The following is a 22,157-nucleotide window of genomic DNA, read 5'->3' on the forward strand; positions in this document are numbered from 1 at the left end:
GCACCCTACGTTAATCTGATTAGTCCGAATCTGGGTGTTATTGTTTAATCTCGATCGCACATTTTAAATCGAAAATCTTAAATAGGTATGGCTGGACACAGTAAGTGGGCGAATATTAAACGCCAAAAAGCTAGAGTTGATGCCGTTAAAGGCAAGGTTTTTGCTAGAATATCTCGCGAAATTATTGTCGCGGCCCGCAGCGGAGTTCCCGATCCCGCTGGGAATTTTCAACTGCGGACGGCTATAGAAAAAGCGAAGGCGGCGAGTATTCCTAATGAAAACATAGAAAGGGCGATCGCCAAAGGTGCGGGCTTGGCGGGGGGAAGTTCGGATTTAGAAGCTATTCGCTACGAAGGTTACGGCGTTGGCGGAGTTGCTATTCTGATTGAAGCGCTGACAGACAACCGCAACCGCACAGCGGCTGACTTGCGAGAAGCTTTTACTAAAAATGGCGGCAACCTGGGCGAAACTGGTTGTGTGGGCTGGATGTTCGACCACAAAGGAGTTTGTATTGTACGCGGCCCGATTGATGAGGAACAATTGTTTGAAGCGTCGCTAGAGGCGGCTGCGGAATCTTATGATTTGATATTAATTGATGAGGATACTGAAGGTGCAGAGGTATTTACAAGCGTGGCTAATTTGGAACAGTTGGCTGATGTTTTGAAACACAAAAAATTTGCAGTTTTGCAGTCGGAAACTCGCTGGATTCCCAGCAATACAGTGGAAATAGACACTCCTGAAAAAGCTCGCTCGCTCCTTAAATTAATGGATGCACTGGAAGATTTGGACGACGTGCAAAGTGTGACTGCTAATTTTGAAATGACAGATGAATTGATGTCTTCGGTCATGGTTTAATGGTTGAAAGATGAGGGATGGTGAGCGTCCTGCTGGCACTGCAAAAGACGAAAAATGGCCGGCGGGACGATCGCGCTAGACTATTACCAGGAAACGAATCCCTATCTGTACGCGAGTGGGGAGTCTCAATCCAACGCATTGCTCAAAAAGCTGCAATGAAAACGTCACCCCAAAATAAAGCCATGCTAGATAACAACGAAAGCAAAAGAGACAGCACCCACTCACAAGAAGTTCTCTCAGTAACCGAAGTAGCAGAAACCAAGGAGCGATCCAAATCCGAGGTGCAGGCTGAACCAGGGGATAAATCCAATTGGTTCGGTTCCGTTTTCGGAGCCGTCTCTGCAACGGCGAGTGCGGTAGGGAATGCGGTAGGGAATGCCGGAAGTGCGATTGTTAATACGGCGAGTGCGGTAGGGAATGCAGCAGGAAGTGCTGGAGATGCGATTGTTGTTAATACCGCGAGTGCGGTAGGCAATGCTGGAAGTGCGATTGTTAATAGCGCGAGTGCAGTGGGGAATGCAGTAAGCAGTGCTGGAGATGCGATTGTTGTTAATACCGCGAGTGCGGTAGGCAATGCCGGAAGTGCGATTGTTAATACCGCGAGTGCGGTAGGTAATGCAGTAGGCAATGCCGGAAGTGCAGCACTCCAATTTCCCAATTTTTGGGGTTCAGCCCTCGGTTCGATTTCCCAGAGTCCTATCCTGAAAAAACTCACTGAAAATTTCAAAATTGATTGGTTAGTCAGCGCCATCGATAAAGTTGATGTCGTGAATGCCGAGGCGCAAGTTCGAGAGTTGCAGCGCCAATATCCTCACGAGAAACCTCAAGAAATCGCACACCGTTTAATGGTGGAAAAAGCCTTGCTAGCGGCAGGAAGTGGCTTGGTTAGCAGTTTAGTTCCGGGCGCAGCTTTGGCATTTGCTGGCATGGATTTAGCGGCAATGACGGCGTTATCCGCCGAGTTGGTTTATCAAATAGCTGCCGCCTATGGAATGGATTTGCAATCGAGCAATCGCAAAAAAGAAGTTGTCGCTATTTTCGGTTTATCCTTGGGGAGCAATTTAGCGATCGAAGCTGGAGTTACGCTTGTCAGCAATATTCCCTTGGCGGGTGCCGTGATTAATGCTAGCGCCAGTGCGACAATGATTTACGCGCTGGGATACGGTGCTTGTCGGTTTTATGAAGCGCATCTGGATTCCTCGAAAATCGCAACCAAGCTCGAAGATTTACGAGAAGTCTTGCAAGCGGAAGGTGAGCAATATTTAGAGAAAGCGATCGCACAAGAAACGGTGATGGATTGGATTTTGGTGTATGTCGTCTATACCACCCAAAAATTTACCCTATGGGATGAGTTATTACCCCAATTACAAGCAGCGAGTTTAAATCCCAACTCTTTAGCTGAGATTGAAGCTGTGAAAAATAAGTCTAAATTGCCTCCCAAGCTGGATATTTTACTCGAACAACTCGAACTCGACTTTGCCGAACCACTTTTAAAGCGATGCACTGAGATCGTCGAGGCTGACGGTGAAATTAATGAACAAGAGGGGAAAATTTTGCTGACAATTCAACGGGCTGTTTTGAGCAAAAGAAAGCAAGCTCAAAAGCAAGCCTAGCCAACTTCTATCGAGGATGCGGTATCGGAAGCCACTGAAGCACAAACTGAAGTCTAAGCTAGATCGCAAACTCCCCCGTGCGTTCACGGCCGGAAATGTCAAATCCAATGCTCATAAACTGGCTCAAGCGAATGAGTTATAACTCTGGGAACGAGAGCAGTTAATTGATATAATTCCGGTTGCACGAGCGAGAGGATTCTTGACTGTTGACTAAAATTATGATTTCGGGAGGGACAACTGACTGTTTGGACATTGGAAGAATACCGATGCAACCGGACAGGATATGATTTAGTCTTGATTCGAGCTAAAAAATAAGGGATCTATAGACCAAGAATCCCAGTCTCTGAAAGAGCGGGGAGTGTCACTCGATTTTAGATTTTAGGTGTTAGATTTTAGATTGAGTCTACAGATGAATCTCGGAATTTGAACAAGAGTCTAAAATTTGTTCTCTCCACAACAAAAGTCTGAGCCTTGTATCCGTTTGTGGGCCGTGTCAATAATCTTTTTTCCCAGTCAGCAAATAAGTAACCATGTATCCCTTGCCTTTAACTTGAATGGCGCCGCGCTTCTGAAAAGCATATTTATCTTTTAATAACTGGTAGGTTTCGGCGGTGACTTGAATGCAGCCAGTAATGCCGTGGGATTCCATGCGCGAAGCAATATTTACTGTGTCGCCCCAGAGGTCATAAATAAACTTTTTTAAGCCGATGACGCCGGCAACGACAGGGCCACTGCTAATCCCGATCCGAATGCTGAAAGGTTCCGAATGTTCTAAACTCAGGAGCCGAATTTCGTGCAGCATATCGATCGCCATGTTCGCAACCGCCTCGGCGTGATCGTCTCTGGCCGTAGGCAAACCGCCGACAACCATGTAAGCGTCACCAATAGTCTTAATTTTCTCCAAACCGTGGCGATCGGCCAAGTGGTCAAAAGCCGAAAAAATATCGTTGAGCACTTCCACCACCGCAGTCGCTGAAATTCTCGACGAAAGCTCTGTAAACCCCACAATGTCGGCAAACATCACAGTCACTTCCGCAAAACTTTCGGCGATATTGTGTTCATTGTCCTTCAAGCGCAGGGCGATCGCTGCGGGCAAAACGTTCAGCAGCAGTTGCTCGGATTTAGCTTGTTCGAGTTCCAACTGTAGGTAAGCAGCCTGCAACTGTTCGGCTTGGCGAATTCTTTCTCGGGCTAGCTTTTCGATTTGGGCGGTGCGGCTCAAAGCTGTCAGCATATATGTCACCGGAATCAGAGTCCACAGCATCCCCATCGTCAGAGTTCCCCAAGAGCGCCAGTGCTTGCGAATCCGGCGAATTTCCGGCGTTGCTGACACGTACATAGACCACTGGCGGCCGCTAATTTTCAGCCGCCTTCTGCAAGCTGTATAGTTCGGACCTGGATTGTCAAGAATCGGGCAGTTTTGCAGGAGAGATGGTTCCGCAGTGGCTGATGCTGGAAGCACTTGTTGGCTGGCCGATTGGAACTGCACCGCAAATTGCTGAATTCGCCTCTCAGCAGGGAGATTTTTGAGAACTGGGTTCCCCGTTTGCGGTAACAGCGACCCTGCTTCTTGCTTGTTTGGAGCCTCGCTAACGAGATAAATATTGAGGTAGTCGGTATTGCGTCCTTTTAAAGAGGTTTGGAAAATATCTTTGCCTCGAAATACGCCCAGAACAAATCCTTGTAGCAGTTGGCGACGGGATACCAGGGTAGTCGGTTTACTGCTGTTTTCGTAAATCGGAACTATAGCCAAAAGACCCTGTTCCGGGGAATTACCCTGAGTTAAGCCGATGTAGTTGGTGACAATCATTTCTCCTGTATCGCGCCCTCGATCGAGCGCGACGCGGATTTCTGGGTGGGAGGCGAGGTCAAAGCCTAATACTGTCTCGTTTCCGGCTGGTGGTTCGACGTAGAAAGCCGGGAAGTATTCTGAACGCTGGAGAGCCTTGCGGAGTTCTCCTCGCGGGCCGCGCTCTGTAATCTCGAAGCTGGGCTCTGTTTCGTTTCTAGCTTTGGTTTCGTAGTTGCGGCGCTCGGAAGTGGGGACGCGGGGGGCCCAAGCCAGGAGTTGCAGGCTGGGGTGGACGGATAGGGGACGGGCGACAAACCGGGCAAAAGAGGAACGCTCGACGGCGCTGAAGGCTTTCATGTAGTCGCTGAGGGCGAGAACAGTATCTAAGTCGGAGTTGAGCTGGCGTTCGATGCCGATCGAAATATCGTCAATGCGGCGGTGCATTTCGTAGTCGCGGCGCTTGTCTTCCCAGTCCCAAACCAAGGCGAATGTTAGAAGCGACAGTCCCACACCCAAACCTAGCGTCAACGCGGCTGGAATGTAGCGAGACCAGGATAAAGGTAGTTTTTTCAGCATATTTGCCTAGCGAATAAGGGCAGCAGATTAGCACACCGCTGAGTGCGATTTGTTCCGGCCTCTGAGTGCGGTTAATTCAAAACCCTGATAACTCAAGCACCGACGGCAATTGGGAATTAAAAGTTATATCTTGAAACTTTTAAATTAATTTCCGATCGCTCAGCAGGGGATTTCAATCCAGAATTCCGCTCCCTGTCCGGGCGCTGAGATGCACCGCAGGCTTCCCTTATGTTTTTCTACCACAATCTGATGGCTGATGGATAATCCCAAGCCAGTTCCAGACCCTACGGGTTTGGTGGTGAAGAAGGGATCAAATAGCCGCTTGCGAACGTCTTCGGTCATTCCCGGGCCGCTGTCGGCGATGCAAATTACAATGCGATCGCCATCACAGAGCTGGTTTTTACTGTGGCTTTTCAGATCAGCTTTTTTCATGAGGGTGCGAATCACGATCGTCCGAGGTTGCGGTTGGTTTTCTAGAGCGTCGATCGCATTGCTGATAATATTGAGAAATACCTGGTTTAACTGACCCGCACAACAGGAAATTTTGGATATCTTCCCATATTCTTTAATAATTTCAATCCGGCTTTTTCTATTTGCCTGATGCAATCTGTGCTGTATAATTAATAGCGTACTGTCAATTCCTTCGTGAAGGTCTACCAACTTCATTTCTGATTCATCTAGTCGCGAAAAGTTACGCAGCGACAACACAATATTACTGATTCTTTCTACTCCTACTCTCATGGAATTTAGCATTTTTGGCAAATCTTCCTTCAGAAAATCTAACTCTAAGTCCTTAACTTTTTCAGCAATCTGAGGCACGGGGGACGGGTAGCATTCCTGGTAAAGACTTAACAGTTCAATTAAATCATGAAAATAGTTATCAGTGTGAGAAATATTGCCATTAATAAAAGTTGCGGGATTGTTGATTTCGTGAGCGATGCCAGCCACCATCTGACCGAGGCTCGACATTTTTTCGGATTGTACTAATTGGATTTGAGCGTTTTGTAGTTTTTCGTAGGCTTCTTGCAATTGGGTGGCTTGTTTTCTTAATTGAGATTCGGAAGCTTGGAGTGCGGCGGCGGAAATTTTGCGGTTTGTTATATTTTCAATCATCCCTAATTTGTAAATAGGTTTTCCTTCGCCGTCTCGAATTAAAGTAGCTGTCACATTTACCCAAACAATTTTACCTGTAGCTGTAATTTGGCGGAGTTCGATTTGATAGTGAGTAATTTCTCCCCGCTCAAGAGCATCAGCAACTTGGATATTTTTTGGAGAATCGTCGGGATGCCCGAGTTCTATAAAAGTTTTGTTGAGCAATTCTGCTATGGTATATCCCAGCATTTCGCAATAAGTTTTATTGACTCTCACTAACTTGTTATCATCTAAGTTCGCTAAGTATATAGCGATTGGTGCATCTTCAAAAATTGTGCGAAATAGTTCCTCGCTTGCACGGACTTTAGCTGCTAGGGAAAGCCGATCGGTGATGTCTTCAAACGTAGACAAAATGCCGACTACATTGCCGGAATTGTCGTGTAAAGGTATTTTATTTGTATCCAGACAGCACTGGGTGCCGTCGGCTTGCATTTTGGATTCTATGATGTGATATTCTGGGGTGTTGGTTCCCATGATACGACTGTCGCAGGCTCGAAAAACTTTTGTTTCTTCCGGCTTCCAGGGCATATCGAAGTCGGTGAGACCAGCGATTTCGCTGGGGTGATTGAAACCTGCGACTTTAGCAAAGTTTTTGTTACCTCCCAAGTAAACTAAATCTCGATCTTTCCAGGCGATTAACTGAGGGATATTATTGATTACCAACCACAGCATATTTTGGGATGTTTGCAAGGCTTCGGTACGTTCGAGGACGCGCTTTTCAAGTTCTTGATTGGCTTCTTGCAGGGCGATTTTTGACTCGCTGAGGGCGATTTCTGCTAGCTTGCGATCGCTGATGTCGATTGTCACTCCTTCCCACAGTATATCGCCCCCAGGTTGCGCTTCGGGGCGGGCGATGCCGCGAATCCATTTCAGTTTTCCAGATGGCGTTACGATCCGCCCTTCATATATCCAAGGTTTTAAAGTGTCGCCGGAAATTGCGATTGATTCTAAAAGGACTTTTAGGTCTTCTGGATGCACCGTTGACCACATTAAATCCGAGTTTTCTTGAACTTTTTCTGGATCTAATTCGTAGAGTTCGCAACAGCCTGAACTGACATAAATGAATTTATCGGAACCGTCGGGATGTAGCAAGTATTGATAAATCATCCCCGGCACGTTGGCGGCCATTTTTTGAAATCTGGCTTCGCTTTGCCGCAGTGCTGATTCTGCAAGTTTACGATCGCTAATGTCAATCAACAAGCCATCCCAAATAATGTTATCATTTTCGCCCCGTTCGGGTCGCGAAGCCCCGCTAATCCACTTAATCCGATCGCCCGGAAAAACAAATCTGCCTTCCCACCGCCAAGGCTCTAAAGTTTTAGCTGAGATAGCAACTGATTCATGGAAGCTGGGCGCATCCTCTGGATGAATCATTTCTATAGCGGGAATAGCTGAATTTTGGAGTACCTCTGGTTCTAATTCCCAGAGTTCGCGGCAGCCGGAACTGACGTAGGGGAATGACAAAGTACCGTCTGCTGCTAACTGAAATTGATAAATCATTCCCGGAACGTTGGCGACCAGTTTTTGAAACCTCGCTTCGCTTTGCCGTAGTGCTGTTTCTGCTTCTACGCGATCGGTAATATCGTAAAATGCCGATAAAATTGCGGCTTCGCCATTAAAATTAATCGCTCGCATCGACATTTTTACCCAAAACAAACTGCCATTTGCTTTCTTGAGGCAAATTTCTTTGCTGTCGCTAAAGCCGTTTTGTTTGACTAAACCTATCAATTGACGGCGGTCATTGATATTGGCATAAAGTGCCAGTTTTTTTCGCCCTATAAGTTGTTCGTAACTCAAACCTAAACTTTTACCTAGAGCAGGATTTGCATACAAAATAACGCTGTCTTCTAGGCGCGTAATTAACATGGGAACGGGAGTCGTACTGGCGATCGCGCGCAATCTTTCTTCGCTTTCTTCCCTGGCTATTTCGGCTGCTACTCTTTTGCTAATATCGTTCTGAACTCCGATAAAATGAGTTAATTTTCCCTCATTGTCTAAGATGGGGGAAATCATTAATTCGTTCCAAAAAGGAGTTTTGTCTTTGCGATAATTTTTAAGAACTACCTGAATTTCAGTTCCCGCTTGCAAGCTGTGGCGGAGTTTATTTAATTCGGCCCGATCGGTATCGGGACCCTGCAAAAATCGGCAGTTGCGTCCAATAACTTCTTCGCGGCTGTAACCGGTCAGTTTCTCAAAAGCAGGATTGCAGTAGATAATAGGTGTGTCATGCTTGCGAGCATCCGCGATTAGGATGCTGTTGTTCGACGCTGCGATCGCCCGCTCTAGGAGAGACAGGTTGAAAGAGTCTGTTGTCATCTGTGGCAATATCCAAATTCCCAGGGAGGGGACAGAACAATAAAAATTTATAAAAAGCTTGAGCCATTCTTATTCTATAATTTTATTTTCAATTTAGCTTTTTGAACAAAGTCAGCAGCCCAAAAAAGCCCATGGGGGAGAGGACTAATACCATTTTAGATTTTAGATTTTAGATTGGCAATGACTAATTCCATTAGGGTTTGGCGCACGGGCATACAGTTGCCTTTTGGTTTGAAAGTAGTACAACCGAAGGCATTAGGCACTTATCCAGAAAACAGAATGTGAAAATACCGAAAGCCCAAAGAAAACAGAAGGTGAAAATACTGATATTTTTAACTGTTTTTCTTCTCCCCTTTCCATCCGGCTCATCAACCCTTTTAAATTGACAAGCTGATGGAAGAACCCTGAGCAGTTTTGCTTACTTCAATCCTGGCTTGAAAAGCTTCTTTCAGGTGGGGCATATGGGTAACGGTGAGGATGCAGGCGAAGTCGGAGGCGATCGCATTAATTGCAGCAATCAGCCGATCGCACCCTTCAGCATCCTGAGTTCCGAATCCCTCATCAATAATCAACATTTGCAAAGCCGTTCCCGCCCGCTGAGACAGCAGTCTCGCCAGCGCCAGCCGAATCGCAAAATTAATCCGAAAAGCTTCACCGCCAGAGTAAGTTTCGTAGGCGCGAGTACCGCGAGCATCAGCAATTAAAATGTCTAAAGTGTCAATCAATTTAGTTGCTTTTTTAGAAGCAGCAGCCCGCTGAGTAATAAATTGAACGTGCAATTGATTCGCGCTCAATCTCGACAATATCTGATTGGTTTCCGCTTCGAGTTGAGGCAAAACATTTTCAATCATTAAAGCTTGAATGCCGTTTTTACCAAATGCTTGACCCAACTCTTGATAAACTCGCTGCTGGCGTTTTGCAACTTGCATTTGCTCTTTTTGAGCTACTAGCTGAACTTGCAGATTTTCCAGATTTTGCTGCTGCTGCTGGAGGCGTCCGAGACTTCCCAAATGTTGGTCTAGCTGCTGGCGGCGGCGACTCATTTGCTGTTCGATCGCACTTATGCGGGCTGTGGGATCGGGATGTTCTTGCAATTGCTGGTTCATCGCGGAAGTTTGAGCGCTGACAGCTTGCAAATCTCGATCACGCACGGCGATGGAATTTGCTATTTCATTAACCCGCTGCTGCACTTGCGGGTACTGCACAGTTGCTGAGCGCAATTTTTCGGCGCGGGCGATCCAAAACTGCGATCGGCGCATTTCGCTGCGGACGTGTTCGTGCTGCTCCAAATTATAGCCAACTTCCCCAATGTATCTATCTAAAGACAGAATTTGCTGCTGTATTTCCGAGCTATTTTTTTGCTGTTCTAACTGTTGCTGTACCGTGGCTAATTGAGTTTGCAAATCCGGGCGGCGAGCATTAATTTTATTCAGTTTCTGCTGAGCATCTTTGATTTGAGCTTGCTTAATTTCCGCCCACCGCAAGCGCTTTTCATCGCTGCGGGCGAGGGAGTGGCTGCGATCGCTGTAATTGAGCTGTTGCAGTTGCTGTTCGATTTGCTGGAGTTCGCCCAAATCATCGGCTGCATACTCGCCGGTGCGTAGCAACCGCTCTATTTCTGCAGCGTCAAGACGCATACTTTGCAGTCGGTTTTCATCTTGGCTCAGGCTATCTAATTGTGCTTGCAAATGGCTGCGGCGTTCCCGCAATTCTTGGTAGGGCGCTAATTCCTCTTCTAGTTCGCGGTATTCATGTCTGAGGACTTGAATTTCGCGCTCGGAGACGGCCAACTGTTCGCGCACAACCCACAGTTGGTTCCAGATTTCCTGCTGTTGGGTGTGGTGTTTTGTGACTACCAAATTCCAGTAGTGTTCGTCTAAAGGTCGATCGCACAAAGGACAATTGCCAAAATTCGCATCCCGCACCATTAAAGGCGAATTCGATGGCTCGTTTTCGGCAAAATTTGAGGTTTTACCTTCACTTGCGCTGGTTTCTCCTTCATGTTTCCGCAGCAGTTGCAGTTTTTGGTCGATCTCGGCGAGCCTGGTTTGATAGTCGCGGCTTTTGGCTTGCAGGTTTCCGAGAAAGTCGTGCCTTTCTTGACCTTTTTCGCGGACTCGCTGCTGATAAACTCGCTTGTTTTCCAACTGCAAAATTTGATTGGCGATGGCCGAGATTTCCTGCTGTAATTGCGGCTGTCGCTGCTGCTGCTGAACTTGCACCTGTCGGTTGATTTCCTCTAAGCGGGCGGTTAAACCGGCGCGGGCGCGATCGAGCTTTTGTTGCTTTTGCTGCTGCTGTTGTAGGAGCGGCGAAACTTGCAGTTGCAGTTGCTCTAGTTCGTTGAGGCGCGATCGAACTGCTTGCAACTGTGCGAGTCCTTTGTCAACCTCCGGCTGCTGTTTGAGAATTTCCCGAACATCTTTTTCATCTTGTTCTAAAACCTCTAATTGAGCTTGCAACTGCTGAATTTTGCTTTGCAAAAAGCTCAGTTCTTGACGTTGCTGTTCTTGCAATTGCTGACGCTGATTTTGGGCTTGTTGGTTGGCTTTGAATTTGCCAGCCAGAGTCTCTTCTGTCGCTTGCAAGCTGTGGAAATACGCGATGCCTGCTGTTATTTCCTTTTCTTGTCCTAGGAGGGCTTGCAGCTCATTTTGTTGCTGTTTGGCTGCGCTGAGCTCTTGCTGCAAGCGGCGGCATTCTTGAGATATATTGTAGTGCTGTTGCTGGTGGCCGGCGAGGAGTTTTTGCCAAGTTTGGCGGTTGTGGTGCTGGAGTTGCAGTTGCTGTAACTCGGTTGTGTCGGCTTGCTGCTGCTGCTGAAGCAAATCTGTTGCTTGCTGCAATTGAGTTTGTTCGGAGGCGATGATCTCTTTTTGTTGCAGTTGCTCTTGTACGGTTTGCAAACTCTGTTTGAGCACTTCGACTTGAGCTTTAAATTGTTTGGACGTATCTTTGGCTTGTTCGGATAAAGTATCGTAGGAGTCGAGCTTGAGCAGGTTGGCTAAAACTTGTTTGCGTTCGATCGGCTTTTTGAGCATAAATTCATCAGCTCGCCCCTGCCGTAAATATGCCGAGTTGATGAAAGTATCGTAATCGAGTTTGATGTGTTCGAGGATTTTTTGCTGAGTTGTTCTGAGACCTTTGTCTGTAAGCGTGCGAAAATTAAGTTTTTCCTCGCTGTCGGCAGAATTCAAGCTGACTTGAAATTCCAGACTTCCCGATTGTCCGCGCCGGCGGTTGCGAATCACCCGGTAGATTTGGCCGCCGGTGGAGAAAGTGAAATCAACGCGCACATCTGTTTCGCCGATGTGGATGATATCGTCTTCCGTATCGCTGCGGCAACAGCCCCAAAGTGCCCAGGATAGCGCTTCTAAGAGGGAGGATTTGCCAGCACCGTTAGGCCCGCAAATGCAAGCGGTGTGCAAGCCGCGAAAGTCTAAAGCAGCTTCGCGATAGCTGAGAAAATTTTTGAGTGTAAGTTGTATAGGAATCATTTAGGCCATCGCGCCATACAATCTATCTATAAATAACACTATTTGTACGCTGTTGCCTAGTTATTCAATCCAGATCCAGAACAATTGTCAGTGCTTCTGCAATTTATTCCATAATTGTCTCGGACAGGGTTCCGAGTTGTCGGACAAATCTTTGTTGCGAGACGGAACGGACTTGAAAAGTATCGGCGGCGGAGACTTTAGTCAAGCCATTTTCGTCGCTGGGTTCTAGTCGAACCATCGAATTTCTCTCGGTGTATCGCTCTTTTTAGTCAGTGATGGGAACAATAACTTCAAGCAGCAAAATTCCAACCGTTTCATCACTGACAATTACTACCGGACGGGTTTTGCCGATTTCAGCGCCCACAGTAGGTTCAAGCCCAACCAGCCAGATTTCGCCTCTACGCATTAGTTTTTATCCCTGCGTTAAGGCATTCTTCCTCGGAGTCAAAATAGGGTTCGCTGTCAGCCGACCACAAATCATGTAAAGCACCTCCCGGCATATAATCTTTGACTGCTGCTTCTGCTGAGGCTCTGAGTCTCCGCTTTCTCTCGGCTTTGCGCTGGGCTTTTTCTTCTATTTCTTCGCGCATCATCCGCGAAGCTGTTTCGATGATTTCTAGGCGTTCTTCTGCTGTCAGATTTTTGAGTGCTGCTAAGATTTCTGTTTTAGTCACGGTTTTTTCGGGTGGTGGGTGAGAAAGTGCGATCGATCTCATATGTTGCACCATTCTCAATAATCCTTCTTTGGGCGGGATCTCCTGCCCACCCCACAAGAAAATCTACTCTTTGTGGAACGGGCAAGATGCGCGTTCTTGACAAAAATGACGCAACATCTCTGATCTATCCAACCATCATTATATCTTTCACAAAAATCAATCTCGGCGCTCTATGCTTGTGGCGCACCCTGCATCGATTGCACAGGCAGATTTTCCATTATCAAAAAGGGTTGACTGTATTCCTACAGCCAACCCCGCACATATTTATTTGTCCTGTGTTTGCTAAAACAGCAACACTACCTGACAACATTAGGGAACGTATAGCCGACACCGACTAACAATCCCACTTCAGCTCCGTCGAGAAAACCAACATTCAGTCCCGCTGTAGCTGTAAAATTTCTCGACAGCGGCACATCTACACCACCCGAAATCAGGAAGCCAAAATTACTGTCATCGCCGGTAGAAAATGCTACGCCAACACCTGCATAAGGAGCAGCAGTAATCACAAAATCATCGCTGACTTCGACGGCCTCTTGAGATACAAAATCGTAGGTAACGGGAACTAGAACAGTTACATTGTCGCGGAACAAAACAGTCGGTCTCACCGAGAAATTGTTGGTCAAACCGATTTTGCTAATAATCGCAAATGAACCGTCGCCTAAGGCTGTATCTCCGCCAAAACCTAGATTGCCGCCAATGCCGATGTAGCTGGGCCCAGAACGAGTAGCTCGGCCCGGTCGGATTTGAGTTCCTTGAGCCACTTTTTCAGTTGCTTCCGAGACGGTTGCGGGTTTTTCAGCAACTTTCGGTTGGTTTGTCAGAGCGGAGGCGGAAGTGCTGACAGGATTGCTCAACACTTCTTTTGCTGTTTTGACTTCTTTTTCTTCCTTGGTTGCAGTCGGTTCAGAATTATTGCGATCGGTAACAATTGAGGTAGGTCGATCGCTCTTTTTGGCAGTCTCGACTTTTGACTGCACTGTGACACCATTATCAGCAATTTTAGCGGTTTCTTCCGAATTTTCAGTCTCAGCAGCAATGGAGGTATTTTGCGCTGTTTCTGTCTCAGCAATTTCAGATGTTGCTGCTTCCGATTTTTCTGGTGCAGCAATAGATACTGGCAAGTTTGCTGTCGGTTCAGAGGCTACTGGCTCTGGCGCTTCTGTTAGTTCGCTCCAACTGATGGAATCAATTTTTTTATTACTAGCCGTTGTTTCTGCGTCGGGTTTAACTGCTGAAGTTGCCGTCGGCTCAGAAGTTTGGTCAATATTTTGAGCGGCTATTGTTGCAGTTGTAGCGACATCGGGCAAGTTGCCAGTTTCAGCTTTCGCTGACATGGTACTGCAACAAACAGCTAAAGCTGCAAGATTTATTAACGCAAAAGTTGACTTGGAAAATAGACTATTCATAGAAACTCCTCAATGAACCGTGTGTTAAAAGTGTAAGTGTTTGAGGGCGACCGCCGAGAGCTTTGCTAAAAAAAGACACAAATAGGAGTTGTGTTGTTCCTAGATTGGCACTCAACCGTTGAAGAGTCAACTCTCAAACTGATTAGATTTAAGAACTGACGGCCGGTTTAGAGGCTAATTTAAATTTACCTATCGATCGGCTAAAAATCAATCCTAGGGATGGTTCCACCCTTGCTCCTGTTTAATTGAGAGGTCGATCGCGCGTCTGGCGTGCATTCTACAATACTGTACTTGGGGGGCCCTGCACTCGCAGCCACGCCGGAAAAATCCGGTTTTTGAGGGTGCACCAGCTCCCAACCAAGAGACAACAAGCTTTCAAAACTGTTTTGGCAGCCCCACTGTCCACAGCAAGTGCAGTTAATACAACGCGATCGGCTGCTGCACAGTCCATGACAATTAATGTAGAATAATACCACCGATCCGAGAAAGATTTGTGGCTCGATCGTGTCAAACTTACTGAATATTATGAAATTTGTGTAAAATTTAGTGTTCTATTTGTAAAGTTTAGCCTTCGCTTTCGCTCAGGGTCTGACCATCTAACAACAGCACGCAACTAAACAAGTAAAAAAATACAAATTATCTCATCTCAACCTGACTTTATGAGCAAAGTTCTAGTCATATTAGGCGAATTGAGCGATCGCGACATCGATTGGATGCTCGCCAACGGCACCCGTACCCAAGTCCTCCCCGGCACAACTCTGATTACCGAAGGTAAGCCCTTAGACGCCCTGTACATAGTTCTGGAGGGAACTTTGAGCGTTGCTGTATCATCTTTAGGCGACAAAGAAATTGGAAAAATTATTTCCGGGGAAGTTTTGGGCGAAATGTCTTTTGTAGACGGGAGGCTTCCTTCTGCTAGCGTCACGGCAATTGAAGAGTGCCTCATCCTGTCAATTCCCCGGCGGCTGCTAACTGAAAAACTAGAGCAAGACGTGCTTTTTTCCCTGCGGTTTTATCGGGCGATTACCAAATTTCTGTCGTCGAGACTGCGGGGTACAGTCAAACGTTTTGGCGATGATAATGATGGTTTAATATATCAAGATCCCGACGACGAGAGCGCTATCCCGGAAAATGTCGAAAATCCCGATTTGGCTGAATCGAGATTTCAATGGCTGTTGGAGCGTTTGAAGGGGAGTTGAAGTTGGACAACGAACAGTGTACAGGACTTAATGGATTTAACAGTAATTCTCAGTTGCCAATTTCTAGTTACTAACTCCCAATTCCCAATTAGAAAACATATTTTTCAGCGACGCGCCAATAGCGAGAAAAACGCTTCAAATCAATGTAACCATCGTAGCGGACAAAGGGATCGGGTGGCAAAACTTCTACAGGGTGCGATCGCTTAATTTCCCGGCAAATATCCTGAAACCGAGGACTGGGACTTTCCGCAGTCACCACTTGATTCGCGCCGGATTCGATCGCAAAAGCGATAACTTCTTCAGCCACATTGCCCCGCCGAATAACTACCGGCAACTCCAGCAAACATTCGTAAATAAACACCATTCGTTTGAGACTCAACTGCCATTCATCAATGAGCGCATCATCCCAAACCCAGATGGCTGGTGCCTCTGGGTGCGCTTGAAAAGCCGGACCTTCAGGACTCAAACAGTCGCCGTGCAGCCAAATAATCGGATTGTTCATAAATTGGGAATTGGGAATTGGGAATTGGGAATGCGGAATTGGTATTTGGTAACTAATTACAACAGTTAACAGTCAACAGTCAACCAATAAATTTTTAATTTCTGCGACCTTTTTTAGGGCGTTCCCAACTTTTAGAACCGCCACTGCGATCGACCTTTTCTCCATGAGGAAACAACTGCCCTTCCAAATATTCGTAAGTTCCCTCAAAATCGCATTGCCCATAAAAAGGACAATCGCGACAATAAACCGCCTTAGTGTAACGCTCCAAATTTTCCCGATTAAAAAAATAAGGCTTGTGGCTAAAAGTGCTGGCTACCCACTGCCAAGAAAGATTGTTGCTTGCCGGATCTCCATCTAGCAAGTGTTGCAAAAACCAGCGAGCTCCGGCTTGCCAACGAACGCGGCGCCAGTGTACGAGATAAGCTGCAGTCCACATCCGCTGATGATTGTGCAAATAACCAGTTTCTCGCAACTCACGGCTGAAACTGTCGATGCAAACCAAACCAGTCGTGCCCTCGACGACATCCTGTGGCAGAGTTTCGCTGTAATCTTTAGCAGTGTAACCAGTTTTGTAAGGTTCGCGGTCTTGCCAAATCCCGTTGCCCAATTCGGCGTACAGTCGCTGCCAATAATCCCGCCAACCCAACTCGTTGACAAGTTTTACGGCCTCTTCTCGATGCCGCACCTTCTCCAGCACGGCATCCCGGACTTCCGCAAGACTCAAAACCCCGTACCGCAAATAGGGCGACAAGCGCGTTACCGCACCGTTGAGGAAATTGCGGGTTGAGCCGTATTTGCTGGGGTCAATTTGTTGCAGGGCTGTCTCGGCTGCTTTCCGCCCGCCTAGGGTTGGGGGTACGCTGCTGTCCCGGCCGGCGGCTTCGGGGAACTGTTCACGCACGTAGGCAATTAATTCGTCGCGGCTGGCAAATTCCCGCTTCATGTCCTGACTCATTGTTTTTTCAAGCACCTGCTATTGTTTCTTAATGTTAAAGCTATGCGATGGGGTTAGAAGCTGCCCGATCGCCATAAATTGCCATGAGAGCCTGGTAACTTACAGTGGGCCCCAGCAGGAATCGATCGTCTGCTAGCAGCCAAAATTAGCATCAAAGTCAGTACACTCAGGGATAGATATAATACCAAAATCTCATGGAAACTTTTCCGGCGGACGCTCAAGCGATCGCCAGCTTAGCTAATCGACAGCAGCCAGGTACAAAACAACTGGAAAACAGCGAAATTCAAGAGTTCGATCGAGCCATGATGCGCCGCTGCATAGAATTGGCTCGCCGTGCTCTAGGCAAAACCGCACCCAACCCCCTTGTCGGTTCTGTAATTGTCCGAGATGGCAAGATTGTCGGCGAAGGGTTTCATCCCGGTGCCGGTCAACCTCACGCCGAAGTTTTTGCGCTCCGGGAAGCGGGGGAACTCGCCGAAGGAGCGACCGTCTACGTAAACCTGGAGCCATGCAACCACTACGGGCGGACTCCTCCCTGTTCCGAAGCTTTAGTTAAGGCCAAGGTGGCAAAAGTAGTGGCTGGCATGGTCGATCCGAATCCTTTGGTCGCTGGAACTGGGCTGACCCGGTTGCGAGAGGCTGGGATTGAAGTGGTGGCGGGAGTGGAAGGCGAAGCTTGCCAAAAACTCAACGAGGCTTTCGTTCACCGAATTTTATACCGCCGGCCTTTGGGAATTTTGAAATATGCAATGACTTTGGACGGTAAAATTGCTACCAGTAGCGGCCACAGCGCTTGGGTAACAGGCGAGGAGGCTCGGAGCGAGGTACACCGGGTGCGCGTCGGCTGCGATGCTGTGATTGTTGGGGGCAATACGGTGCGTCTGGACAATCCCCTACTAACGAGTCACCAGCCTGATAGGAATAATCCCCTGCGGGTGGTGATGAGCCGCACTCTGGATTTGCCGAAGTCGGCTTGGTTGTGGGAAACCTCTGTGGCGGCTACTTTGGTGCTGACTGAGCCTGGGGTTAACCCGGAATTTCAGGAATTTTTGATCGCAAAAGGGGTGGAAGTTGTGGAACTCTCGCCGCTGACACCGACTAATGTTATGGCTTATTTGTACGATCGATCTTTTCTTTCTGTACTCTGGGAGTGTGGCGGCACTTTGGCGGCGAGGGCAATTGCTGAGGGTGCAGTTCAAAAAATTATGGCTTTTATTGCTCCTAAAATTGTCGGCGGTCAAGGGTCTCCAACTCCTGTGGGAGATTTGGGGTTTTCCGCAATGACTGATGCTTTGACTTTAGAGCGGGTTTCTTGGCGCCCGGTGGGTCCAGATTGTCTGGTGGAAGGCTATTTGAAAATTAAAGATTGAAAGTTAAAAGCGAGTCTTTTTAGTTTTTGATTTTTAACTTTTAACTCCTTTTATGGTTGAAATTCTGATTTGGAGTTTGATGGTTGGCAGTCTCGGCTTGGAGGCGGCGCTCGCGGGTGTATTGGTGAGCCGCGAGCAATTGGCTGTGTGGCAAAAATACAACGAGGAGGAGGAAGTTTTGACTCGGTACGAATCTCAAGAAGATAATTTTAATGCGCCTGAAAATGCGCCCTCTAATGGCAATCCTCCACCTACTCCTAATGCTGTTGATTTGACGGTTTGGGAGTACAAGATTGTGCGGGCTAGCAACGATTTGTTTCGCAATCCTGCGATTTTTCACAAACTGTGCCAAGAAGAGGCGGAAGTTGGCTGGACTTTGCTCGAAAAGCTCGACGACAGGCGAGTGCGGTTCAAACGTCCGATCGCGCTGCGGGACGCCCCGAGACCTAATTTACCCACCTTTGACCCTTACCGCACTCATTACGGCCCGATCTCGAATGCGATGAGTTGGGCTGCGGCGATCGTGTTTCTGAGTGCGATCGTGCTTCCCGCTGTTTTGGGCTATGCTTTGGTGTCTACTACTCTAACCAGAAGTCGCTCTAATTGGCCTCCGGCACCTGTTCAATCTTTGCCCTCTCCCAGGGGGTAAGAAACTAATAAGTGAAAGATCGGCCCAATGGAAGAGGGAAGATGGAAGAATGAAGAGAGAATTGTTTTTTTTATCTCAAGTCCGGTCAACAAAGTATAATTAAGTTTGTAGTGAGGAATTCAGTCCTCTCTTCTCTTAAAAAGCTGACGACAAACTATTATATTAGAAGCAATTAACCGGACAACATCTAACTGACCAACCAGCAGAATTATTGAATTATATGTTTTTCTTTAATTCTGCCTTCTGTCTTCCACCTTCCAATTTTGGCTGCCTTCGACTGTAAACCATCCTGTCATATAAGCGGCGTGGGAGAAGGAGCGGAAAGCAATCTCAAGTCATAATTTGTATCGCCTTGAAATTGAGAAACGCGGACGAAATAATTCCCCGCAGGTAAAGGGCCATTGCTGACAATTGTTTCTGAAGTCGTGCCTAAATTATTAGACGAAGCAATAAGATCGTCTAATCCAACTGCGCCGTTGCCGTTGAGATCTTGAATTAATTCAACATCAACATCTGCACTCAAACCGTCAACAGTTACACTGAAAAGGCTGGGAGTATTGAGGATGAAACTGTAAATGTCGGCTGGTTCAGCATTTCCCACAAAATCGCTCGCCGTTTGAATTTCTGTGACAATGCCCAGGCTTTTTGCTGCGTTCAAATTGTCTGCGGGATCGGGGAGAGTGCTCAACAGTCCTTCTTGTTGACCGAATTGAATGTAATGGTCGATCGCACTTTTAACTGCGCCGCTATTGACTGCTGCTGCTACCAGCGGATATTTTTCTAGATAAAAGCTGGGGTCGAAGAAAACGCTGGCCTTGCGGTTTTCTAATTGACCGGCTTTGAAGTAGTGTTCAAATGGGGTAAATTGATTTGTTTGGACTGCTGTCTGCACGTCTGGGTTGCTTGTTAGATAGAAACCAACATCGAAGAAAGGGTTGGGGTTGCGTCGTTCAAATTGACCGAATCTAATAAAGTGATCTGCGGCTGAAAAGCCATTGAGTTTGGCTGATACCGCTACATCTGTATTGGTGTCTAAATAATAGCTGGCGTCGAACAGGGCATTCGGGTCGCGATTTTCAAATTTGCCAATTTTTCGGTAGTGATCGAAGGGACTCGATACCGTGCCTCTGGCAACTGCTACGGCCACATCTGGGTTGTTTTCGAGATAAAATTTGCTGTCGAACAGTGTTCTGAGGGTTAGCATTATTAAAAAAATCTCTCTGGACTTTAGTCGGGAAATTGCACGATCGAGAATCCAGTTTACATCAAAGTTTTGTTTTGTGAGGATGTCTTAATTATGGCTAAATCTGGACTGATGGCAATGCTGCGCCGCGCTGCGAGTATTGCTCAGAAATCAAGGGAAACGGGCATTCCGGCTGATGAATTGCTGGGGATGCTGAGCGCTGGCATTCCCAATTCTCCCATATCTCGACGCCGCTTACTGCACGGAGGTTTAGCTGCTGCGGGGGCTGTCGCTGCTGCGACTTTTACCAGGGAGGGAGGAGGAGCTTTTGCTCAACAGGGCGGACGATCGCCGATTTTGGTTGTGGGTGCGGGAATTGCGGGTTTGACGGCGGCTTATCGCTTGCGGCAAGCGGGTGTGCGCGCCGATATAATCGAGGCAACTAACCGCGTGGGGGGGCGGATTCGCACTATTCCCAAGGTGGCTGGAACGCTGATTCCGGCGGATCTGGGGGGAGAATTTATTGACACTGGCCACACTAATTTAATCTCGCTGGCGACGGAATTGGGTTTGCGCGCGATCGACTTAGCCCAAGTGCAGAGTGGACTGGTGAAGGATACTTTTTTCTTTCAAGGGCGCCGCTTTTCTCTTGAGCAATTAATCGCGGAATTTGCGCCGCTAGCGAGTAAAATTACTGCTGATTTGCAGGCGGTTGGCGATGAAATTAGCTATCAAGATTTTACCGAAGCAGCGGAAAGAGTGGACAATCTTTCGATCGCTGAATATGTAGACCAAGCTGAGACTAGCACCATTGTCCGGCAGTTACTCCGCATTGCTTACACGACTGAATACGGTCGAGATCCTGAAGAACAGTCGGCGTTAAATCTGCTGTTTTTAATAGGCTCTGAAGCGGGCAGTTTTGAATTGTACGGCAACAGCGATGAGCGTTATCAAATTGACGGCGGCAACAGTCAAATTATCAACAGTTTGGCGGGTCAATTGTCTGGTTCGATCGAGGCGGGGACGGTTTTGGAAGCGATTACTCTTTTGCCGGATGGCCGCTATCGGGTAAATTTGCGATCGGGACAAAGCGCGTTCGAGCGCACTTACGAGCGAGTTTTGTTAACTTTGCCGTTCAGCACTCTGCGAGACGTTAAAATTAACGTACCTTTGCCCCAACCAAAGCGCAGGGCGATCGAGCAATTGGGTTACGGTACTAATTCTAAGTTAATTACTGGCTACCGCAGCCGGATTTGGCGGGAACCTTATCAATCGACTGCTTCTGTTTATAGCGATTTAGGATTCCAGAATACCTGGGAAGCTACACCTTTTGTTCCTACTCCTAACGGTTTAGTTACTAATTTTACAGGAGGAAAGCAGGGTTTGTCGATCGGTGCCGGAACTCCAGAAGACCAAGCACAAAGATTTTTGAACCAATTTGAAAGAGTTTTTCCCGGAGTGAGAAATTTGCGATCGGGCAAAGCTGTGCGGGCTTATTGGCCGGGAGAACGCTTTTCTAAAGGTTCTTATGCCTGCTATTTAGTCGGACAGTGGACGCAAATGTACGGGGTTGAAGGCGAACGAGTTGGCAATTTATATTTTGCCGGGGAACACACTTCGCTGGAAAATCAAGGTTACATGGAAGGCGGTTGCGAAACTGGACAAAGGGCGGCTGTTGAAATTTTGCAAGACTTGGGTTTGATACCTTCTGCTAATGCTTTGAATGCTCGAAATGCAAGCAGTTTGAACAGTCGCCGTCCCAGCCGGAAAATTCCCGGAGCGCAGAATCTTAGGAATAGAAAGCCGAGTATTAGATAATCTCGTAAGGTGCGTATTTAATACTTGTTTGCCGTTGCTCCTAGCCCGTGCATCTAATTCTTGTGGGGTGGGCTTCTAGCCCGCCCAAAAATACAATTTAGATGCCCAACAGCTTAAAGCCATTTAACTGATTTTAAATCGGAACTTACCCCCTGCGGGGGTAGTTCTGGGGGCTGTATTCTTTGTCCCGTCTCGGTTTTAGCGACTTGACTGCCGACAAACCGCAGTCATGTATTTAAGATTTTCTCAATATTTAGCGCCAGAGTATTGTTCTATAGATGAATTTAAGCAAAAACCCAGCCACATAAGGGTTGTAAGAGATTGTAGTCATGTAAAAGACTTGGAGGCTCCGGGCAAGTCTCACCTTGCAATGGTTTCAGACGGAACTTACCCCGTGTGCGGGGTAAGTTCCGTTTAATCAGTAAAATTACTGGTGTTTAAGATGTGTCATCTACCTTAAGATAGAAATTATGAAGTTATTCGAGCATCATTAGGGAAGTACCACGGGAGCATCACCCCTAGCAGGTGTCGCTGATGGACAAGAACTATGAGAATTCC

15 protein-coding genes and 1 pseudogene are annotated in these 22,157 nt (G+C 47.3%); 6 read left to right on the plus strand and 10 right to left on the minus strand.

Features of this window, described 5'->3' with window-relative positions:
- Positions 1-87: 87 nt before the first annotated feature.
- Positions 88-855, plus strand: a complete 768-nt coding sequence (locus tag QUA27_RS17510) for a YebC/PmpR family DNA-binding transcriptional regulator (protein WP_333069366.1) — start codon at positions 88-90, stop codon at positions 853-855.
- A gap of 17 nt (positions 856-872) precedes the next feature.
- The gene (locus QUA27_RS17515) at positions 873-2,468 is read left to right on the plus strand and encodes a hypothetical protein (RefSeq protein ID WP_333069367.1); all 1,596 of its coding nucleotides are present in this window, start codon (positions 873-875) and stop codon (positions 2,466-2,468) included.
- Between the two features lie 493 nt (positions 2,469-2,961).
- Here QUA27_RS17515 and QUA27_RS17520 read toward each other — a convergent pair whose 3' ends face one another.
- From QUA27_RS17520 to QUA27_RS17550, 7 genes and pseudogenes are all read right to left on the minus strand, one after another.
- The gene (locus QUA27_RS17520) at positions 2,962-4,836 is read right to left on the minus strand and encodes an adenylate/guanylate cyclase domain-containing protein (protein ID WP_333069368.1); all 1,875 of its coding nucleotides are present in this window, start codon (positions 4,834-4,836) and stop codon (positions 2,962-2,964) included.
- A 159-nt stretch (positions 4,837-4,995) separates the two neighbouring features.
- Positions 4,996-8,304, minus strand: coding sequence for a PAS domain-containing sensor histidine kinase (locus QUA27_RS17525; protein WP_333069369.1), 3,309 nt, complete (start codon positions 8,302-8,304; stop codon positions 4,996-4,998).
- 377 nt (positions 8,305-8,681) lie between these two features.
- Positions 8,682-11,801, minus strand: coding sequence for an AAA family ATPase (locus QUA27_RS17530; protein ID WP_333069370.1), 3,120 nt, complete (start codon positions 11,799-11,801; stop codon positions 8,682-8,684).
- Between the two features lie 103 nt (positions 11,802-11,904).
- Positions 11,905-12,207: pseudogene (locus QUA27_RS17535) on the minus strand (type II toxin-antitoxin system PemK/MazF family toxin).
- On the minus strand, positions 12,200-12,529 hold the full coding sequence (locus QUA27_RS17540) for a hypothetical protein (protein WP_333069371.1): 330 nt from the start codon (positions 12,527-12,529) through the stop codon (positions 12,200-12,202). Before QUA27_RS17540 ends, QUA27_RS17535 begins: the two are co-directional and overlap by 8 nt.
- Before the next feature lie 284 nt (positions 12,530-12,813).
- On the minus strand, positions 12,814-13,923 hold the full coding sequence (locus tag QUA27_RS17545) for an outer membrane protein (RefSeq protein ID WP_333069372.1): 1,110 nt from the start codon (positions 13,921-13,923) through the stop codon (positions 12,814-12,816).
- Between the two features lie 277 nt (positions 13,924-14,200).
- Positions 14,201-14,374 (minus strand): hypothetical protein, encoded by a 174-nt coding sequence (locus QUA27_RS17550; RefSeq protein WP_333069373.1) that lies wholly within the window; start codon positions 14,372-14,374, stop codon positions 14,201-14,203.
- Positions 14,375-14,582: 208 nt separating this feature from the next.
- Here QUA27_RS17550 and QUA27_RS17555 point away from each other — a divergent pair, with 208 nt between their 5' ends.
- Positions 14,583-15,122, plus strand: coding sequence for a cyclic nucleotide-binding domain-containing protein (locus tag QUA27_RS17555; protein ID WP_333069374.1), 540 nt, complete (start codon positions 14,583-14,585; stop codon positions 15,120-15,122).
- 88 nt (positions 15,123-15,210) lie between these two features.
- On the opposite strand, the gene QUA27_RS17560 is transcribed toward QUA27_RS17555, so the two are convergent.
- Both QUA27_RS17560 and QUA27_RS17565 read right to left on the minus strand, forming a co-directional pair.
- Positions 15,211-15,624 (minus strand): hypothetical protein, encoded by a 414-nt coding sequence (locus tag QUA27_RS17560; RefSeq protein ID WP_333069375.1) that lies wholly within the window; start codon positions 15,622-15,624, stop codon positions 15,211-15,213.
- A gap of 94 nt (positions 15,625-15,718) precedes the next feature.
- Entirely contained in the window at positions 15,719-16,594 is an 876-nt protein-coding gene (locus tag QUA27_RS17565) for an FAD-binding domain-containing protein (RefSeq protein ID WP_333069376.1), read from the minus strand.
- A gap of 179 nt (positions 16,595-16,773) precedes the next feature.
- Between QUA27_RS17565 and ribD the strand changes: the two genes are divergently transcribed.
- On the plus strand, positions 16,774-17,949 hold the full coding sequence (gene ribD / locus QUA27_RS17570) for a bifunctional diaminohydroxyphosphoribosylaminopyrimidine deaminase/5-amino-6-(5-phosphoribosylamino)uracil reductase RibD (RefSeq protein ID WP_333069377.1): 1,176 nt from the start codon (positions 16,774-16,776) through the stop codon (positions 17,947-17,949).
- A gap of 52 nt (positions 17,950-18,001) precedes the next feature.
- Complete coding sequence (locus tag QUA27_RS17575) at positions 18,002-18,598, plus strand: hypothetical protein (RefSeq protein WP_333069378.1); 597 nt, start codon at positions 18,002-18,004, stop codon at positions 18,596-18,598.
- Between the two features lie 292 nt (positions 18,599-18,890).
- On the opposite strand, the gene QUA27_RS17580 is transcribed toward QUA27_RS17575, so the two are convergent.
- Complete coding sequence (locus QUA27_RS17580) at positions 18,891-19,802, minus strand: PPC domain-containing protein (RefSeq protein ID WP_333069379.1); 912 nt, start codon at positions 19,800-19,802, stop codon at positions 18,891-18,893.
- 93 nt (positions 19,803-19,895) lie between these two features.
- On the opposite strand from QUA27_RS17580, the gene QUA27_RS17585 reads away from it, so the two are divergent.
- Positions 19,896-21,599 carry a flavin monoamine oxidase family protein gene (locus QUA27_RS17585; protein ID WP_333069380.1) on the plus strand — a complete coding sequence of 568 codons (1,704 nt, stop codon included), beginning with the start codon at positions 19,896-19,898 and terminating at the stop codon, positions 21,597-21,599.
- Positions 21,600-22,157: the final 558 nt, after the last annotated feature.

It is taken from the genome of Microcoleus harperi Pol14_C6, assembly GCF_036701295.1.
GTDB lineage: Bacteria > Cyanobacteriota > Cyanobacteriia > Cyanobacteriales > Microcoleaceae > Microcoleus.

Coding starts and splice junctions, on each gene's coding strand:
- QUA27_RS17510 (WP_333069366.1), top strand. CDS start 88: ATGGCTGGACACAGTAAGTGGGCGAATATTAAACGCCAAAAAGCTAGA.
- QUA27_RS17515 (WP_333069367.1), top strand. CDS start 873: ATGGTGAGCGTCCTGCTGGCACTGCAAAAGACGAAAAATGGCCGGCGG.
- QUA27_RS17520 (WP_333069368.1), bottom strand. CDS start 4,836: ATGCTGAAAAAACTACCTTTATCCTGGTCTCGCTACATTCCAGCCGCG.
- QUA27_RS17525 (WP_333069369.1), bottom strand. CDS start 8,304: ATGACAACAGACTCTTTCAACCTGTCTCTCCTAGAGCGGGCGATCGCA.
- QUA27_RS17530 (WP_333069370.1), bottom strand. CDS start 11,801: ATGATTCCTATACAACTTACACTCAAAAATTTTCTCAGCTATCGCGAA.
- QUA27_RS17540 (WP_333069371.1), bottom strand. CDS start 12,529: ATGGTGCAACATATGAGATCGATCGCACTTTCTCACCCACCACCCGAA.
- QUA27_RS17545 (WP_333069372.1), bottom strand. CDS start 13,923: ATGAATAGTCTATTTTCCAAGTCAACTTTTGCGTTAATAAATCTTGCA.
- QUA27_RS17550 (WP_333069373.1), bottom strand. CDS start 14,374: ATGGACTGTGCAGCAGCCGATCGCGTTGTATTAACTGCACTTGCTGTG.
- QUA27_RS17555 (WP_333069374.1), top strand. CDS start 14,583: ATGAGCAAAGTTCTAGTCATATTAGGCGAATTGAGCGATCGCGACATC.
- QUA27_RS17560 (WP_333069375.1), bottom strand. CDS start 15,624: ATGAACAATCCGATTATTTGGCTGCACGGCGACTGTTTGAGTCCTGAA.
- ribD (WP_333069377.1), top strand. CDS start 16,774: ATGGAAACTTTTCCGGCGGACGCTCAAGCGATCGCCAGCTTAGCTAAT.
- QUA27_RS17575 (WP_333069378.1), top strand. CDS start 18,002: ATGGTTGAAATTCTGATTTGGAGTTTGATGGTTGGCAGTCTCGGCTTG.
- QUA27_RS17580 (WP_333069379.1), bottom strand. CDS start 19,802: ATGCTAACCCTCAGAACACTGTTCGACAGCAAATTTTATCTCGAAAAC.
- QUA27_RS17585 (WP_333069380.1), top strand. CDS start 19,896: ATGGCTAAATCTGGACTGATGGCAATGCTGCGCCGCGCTGCGAGTATT.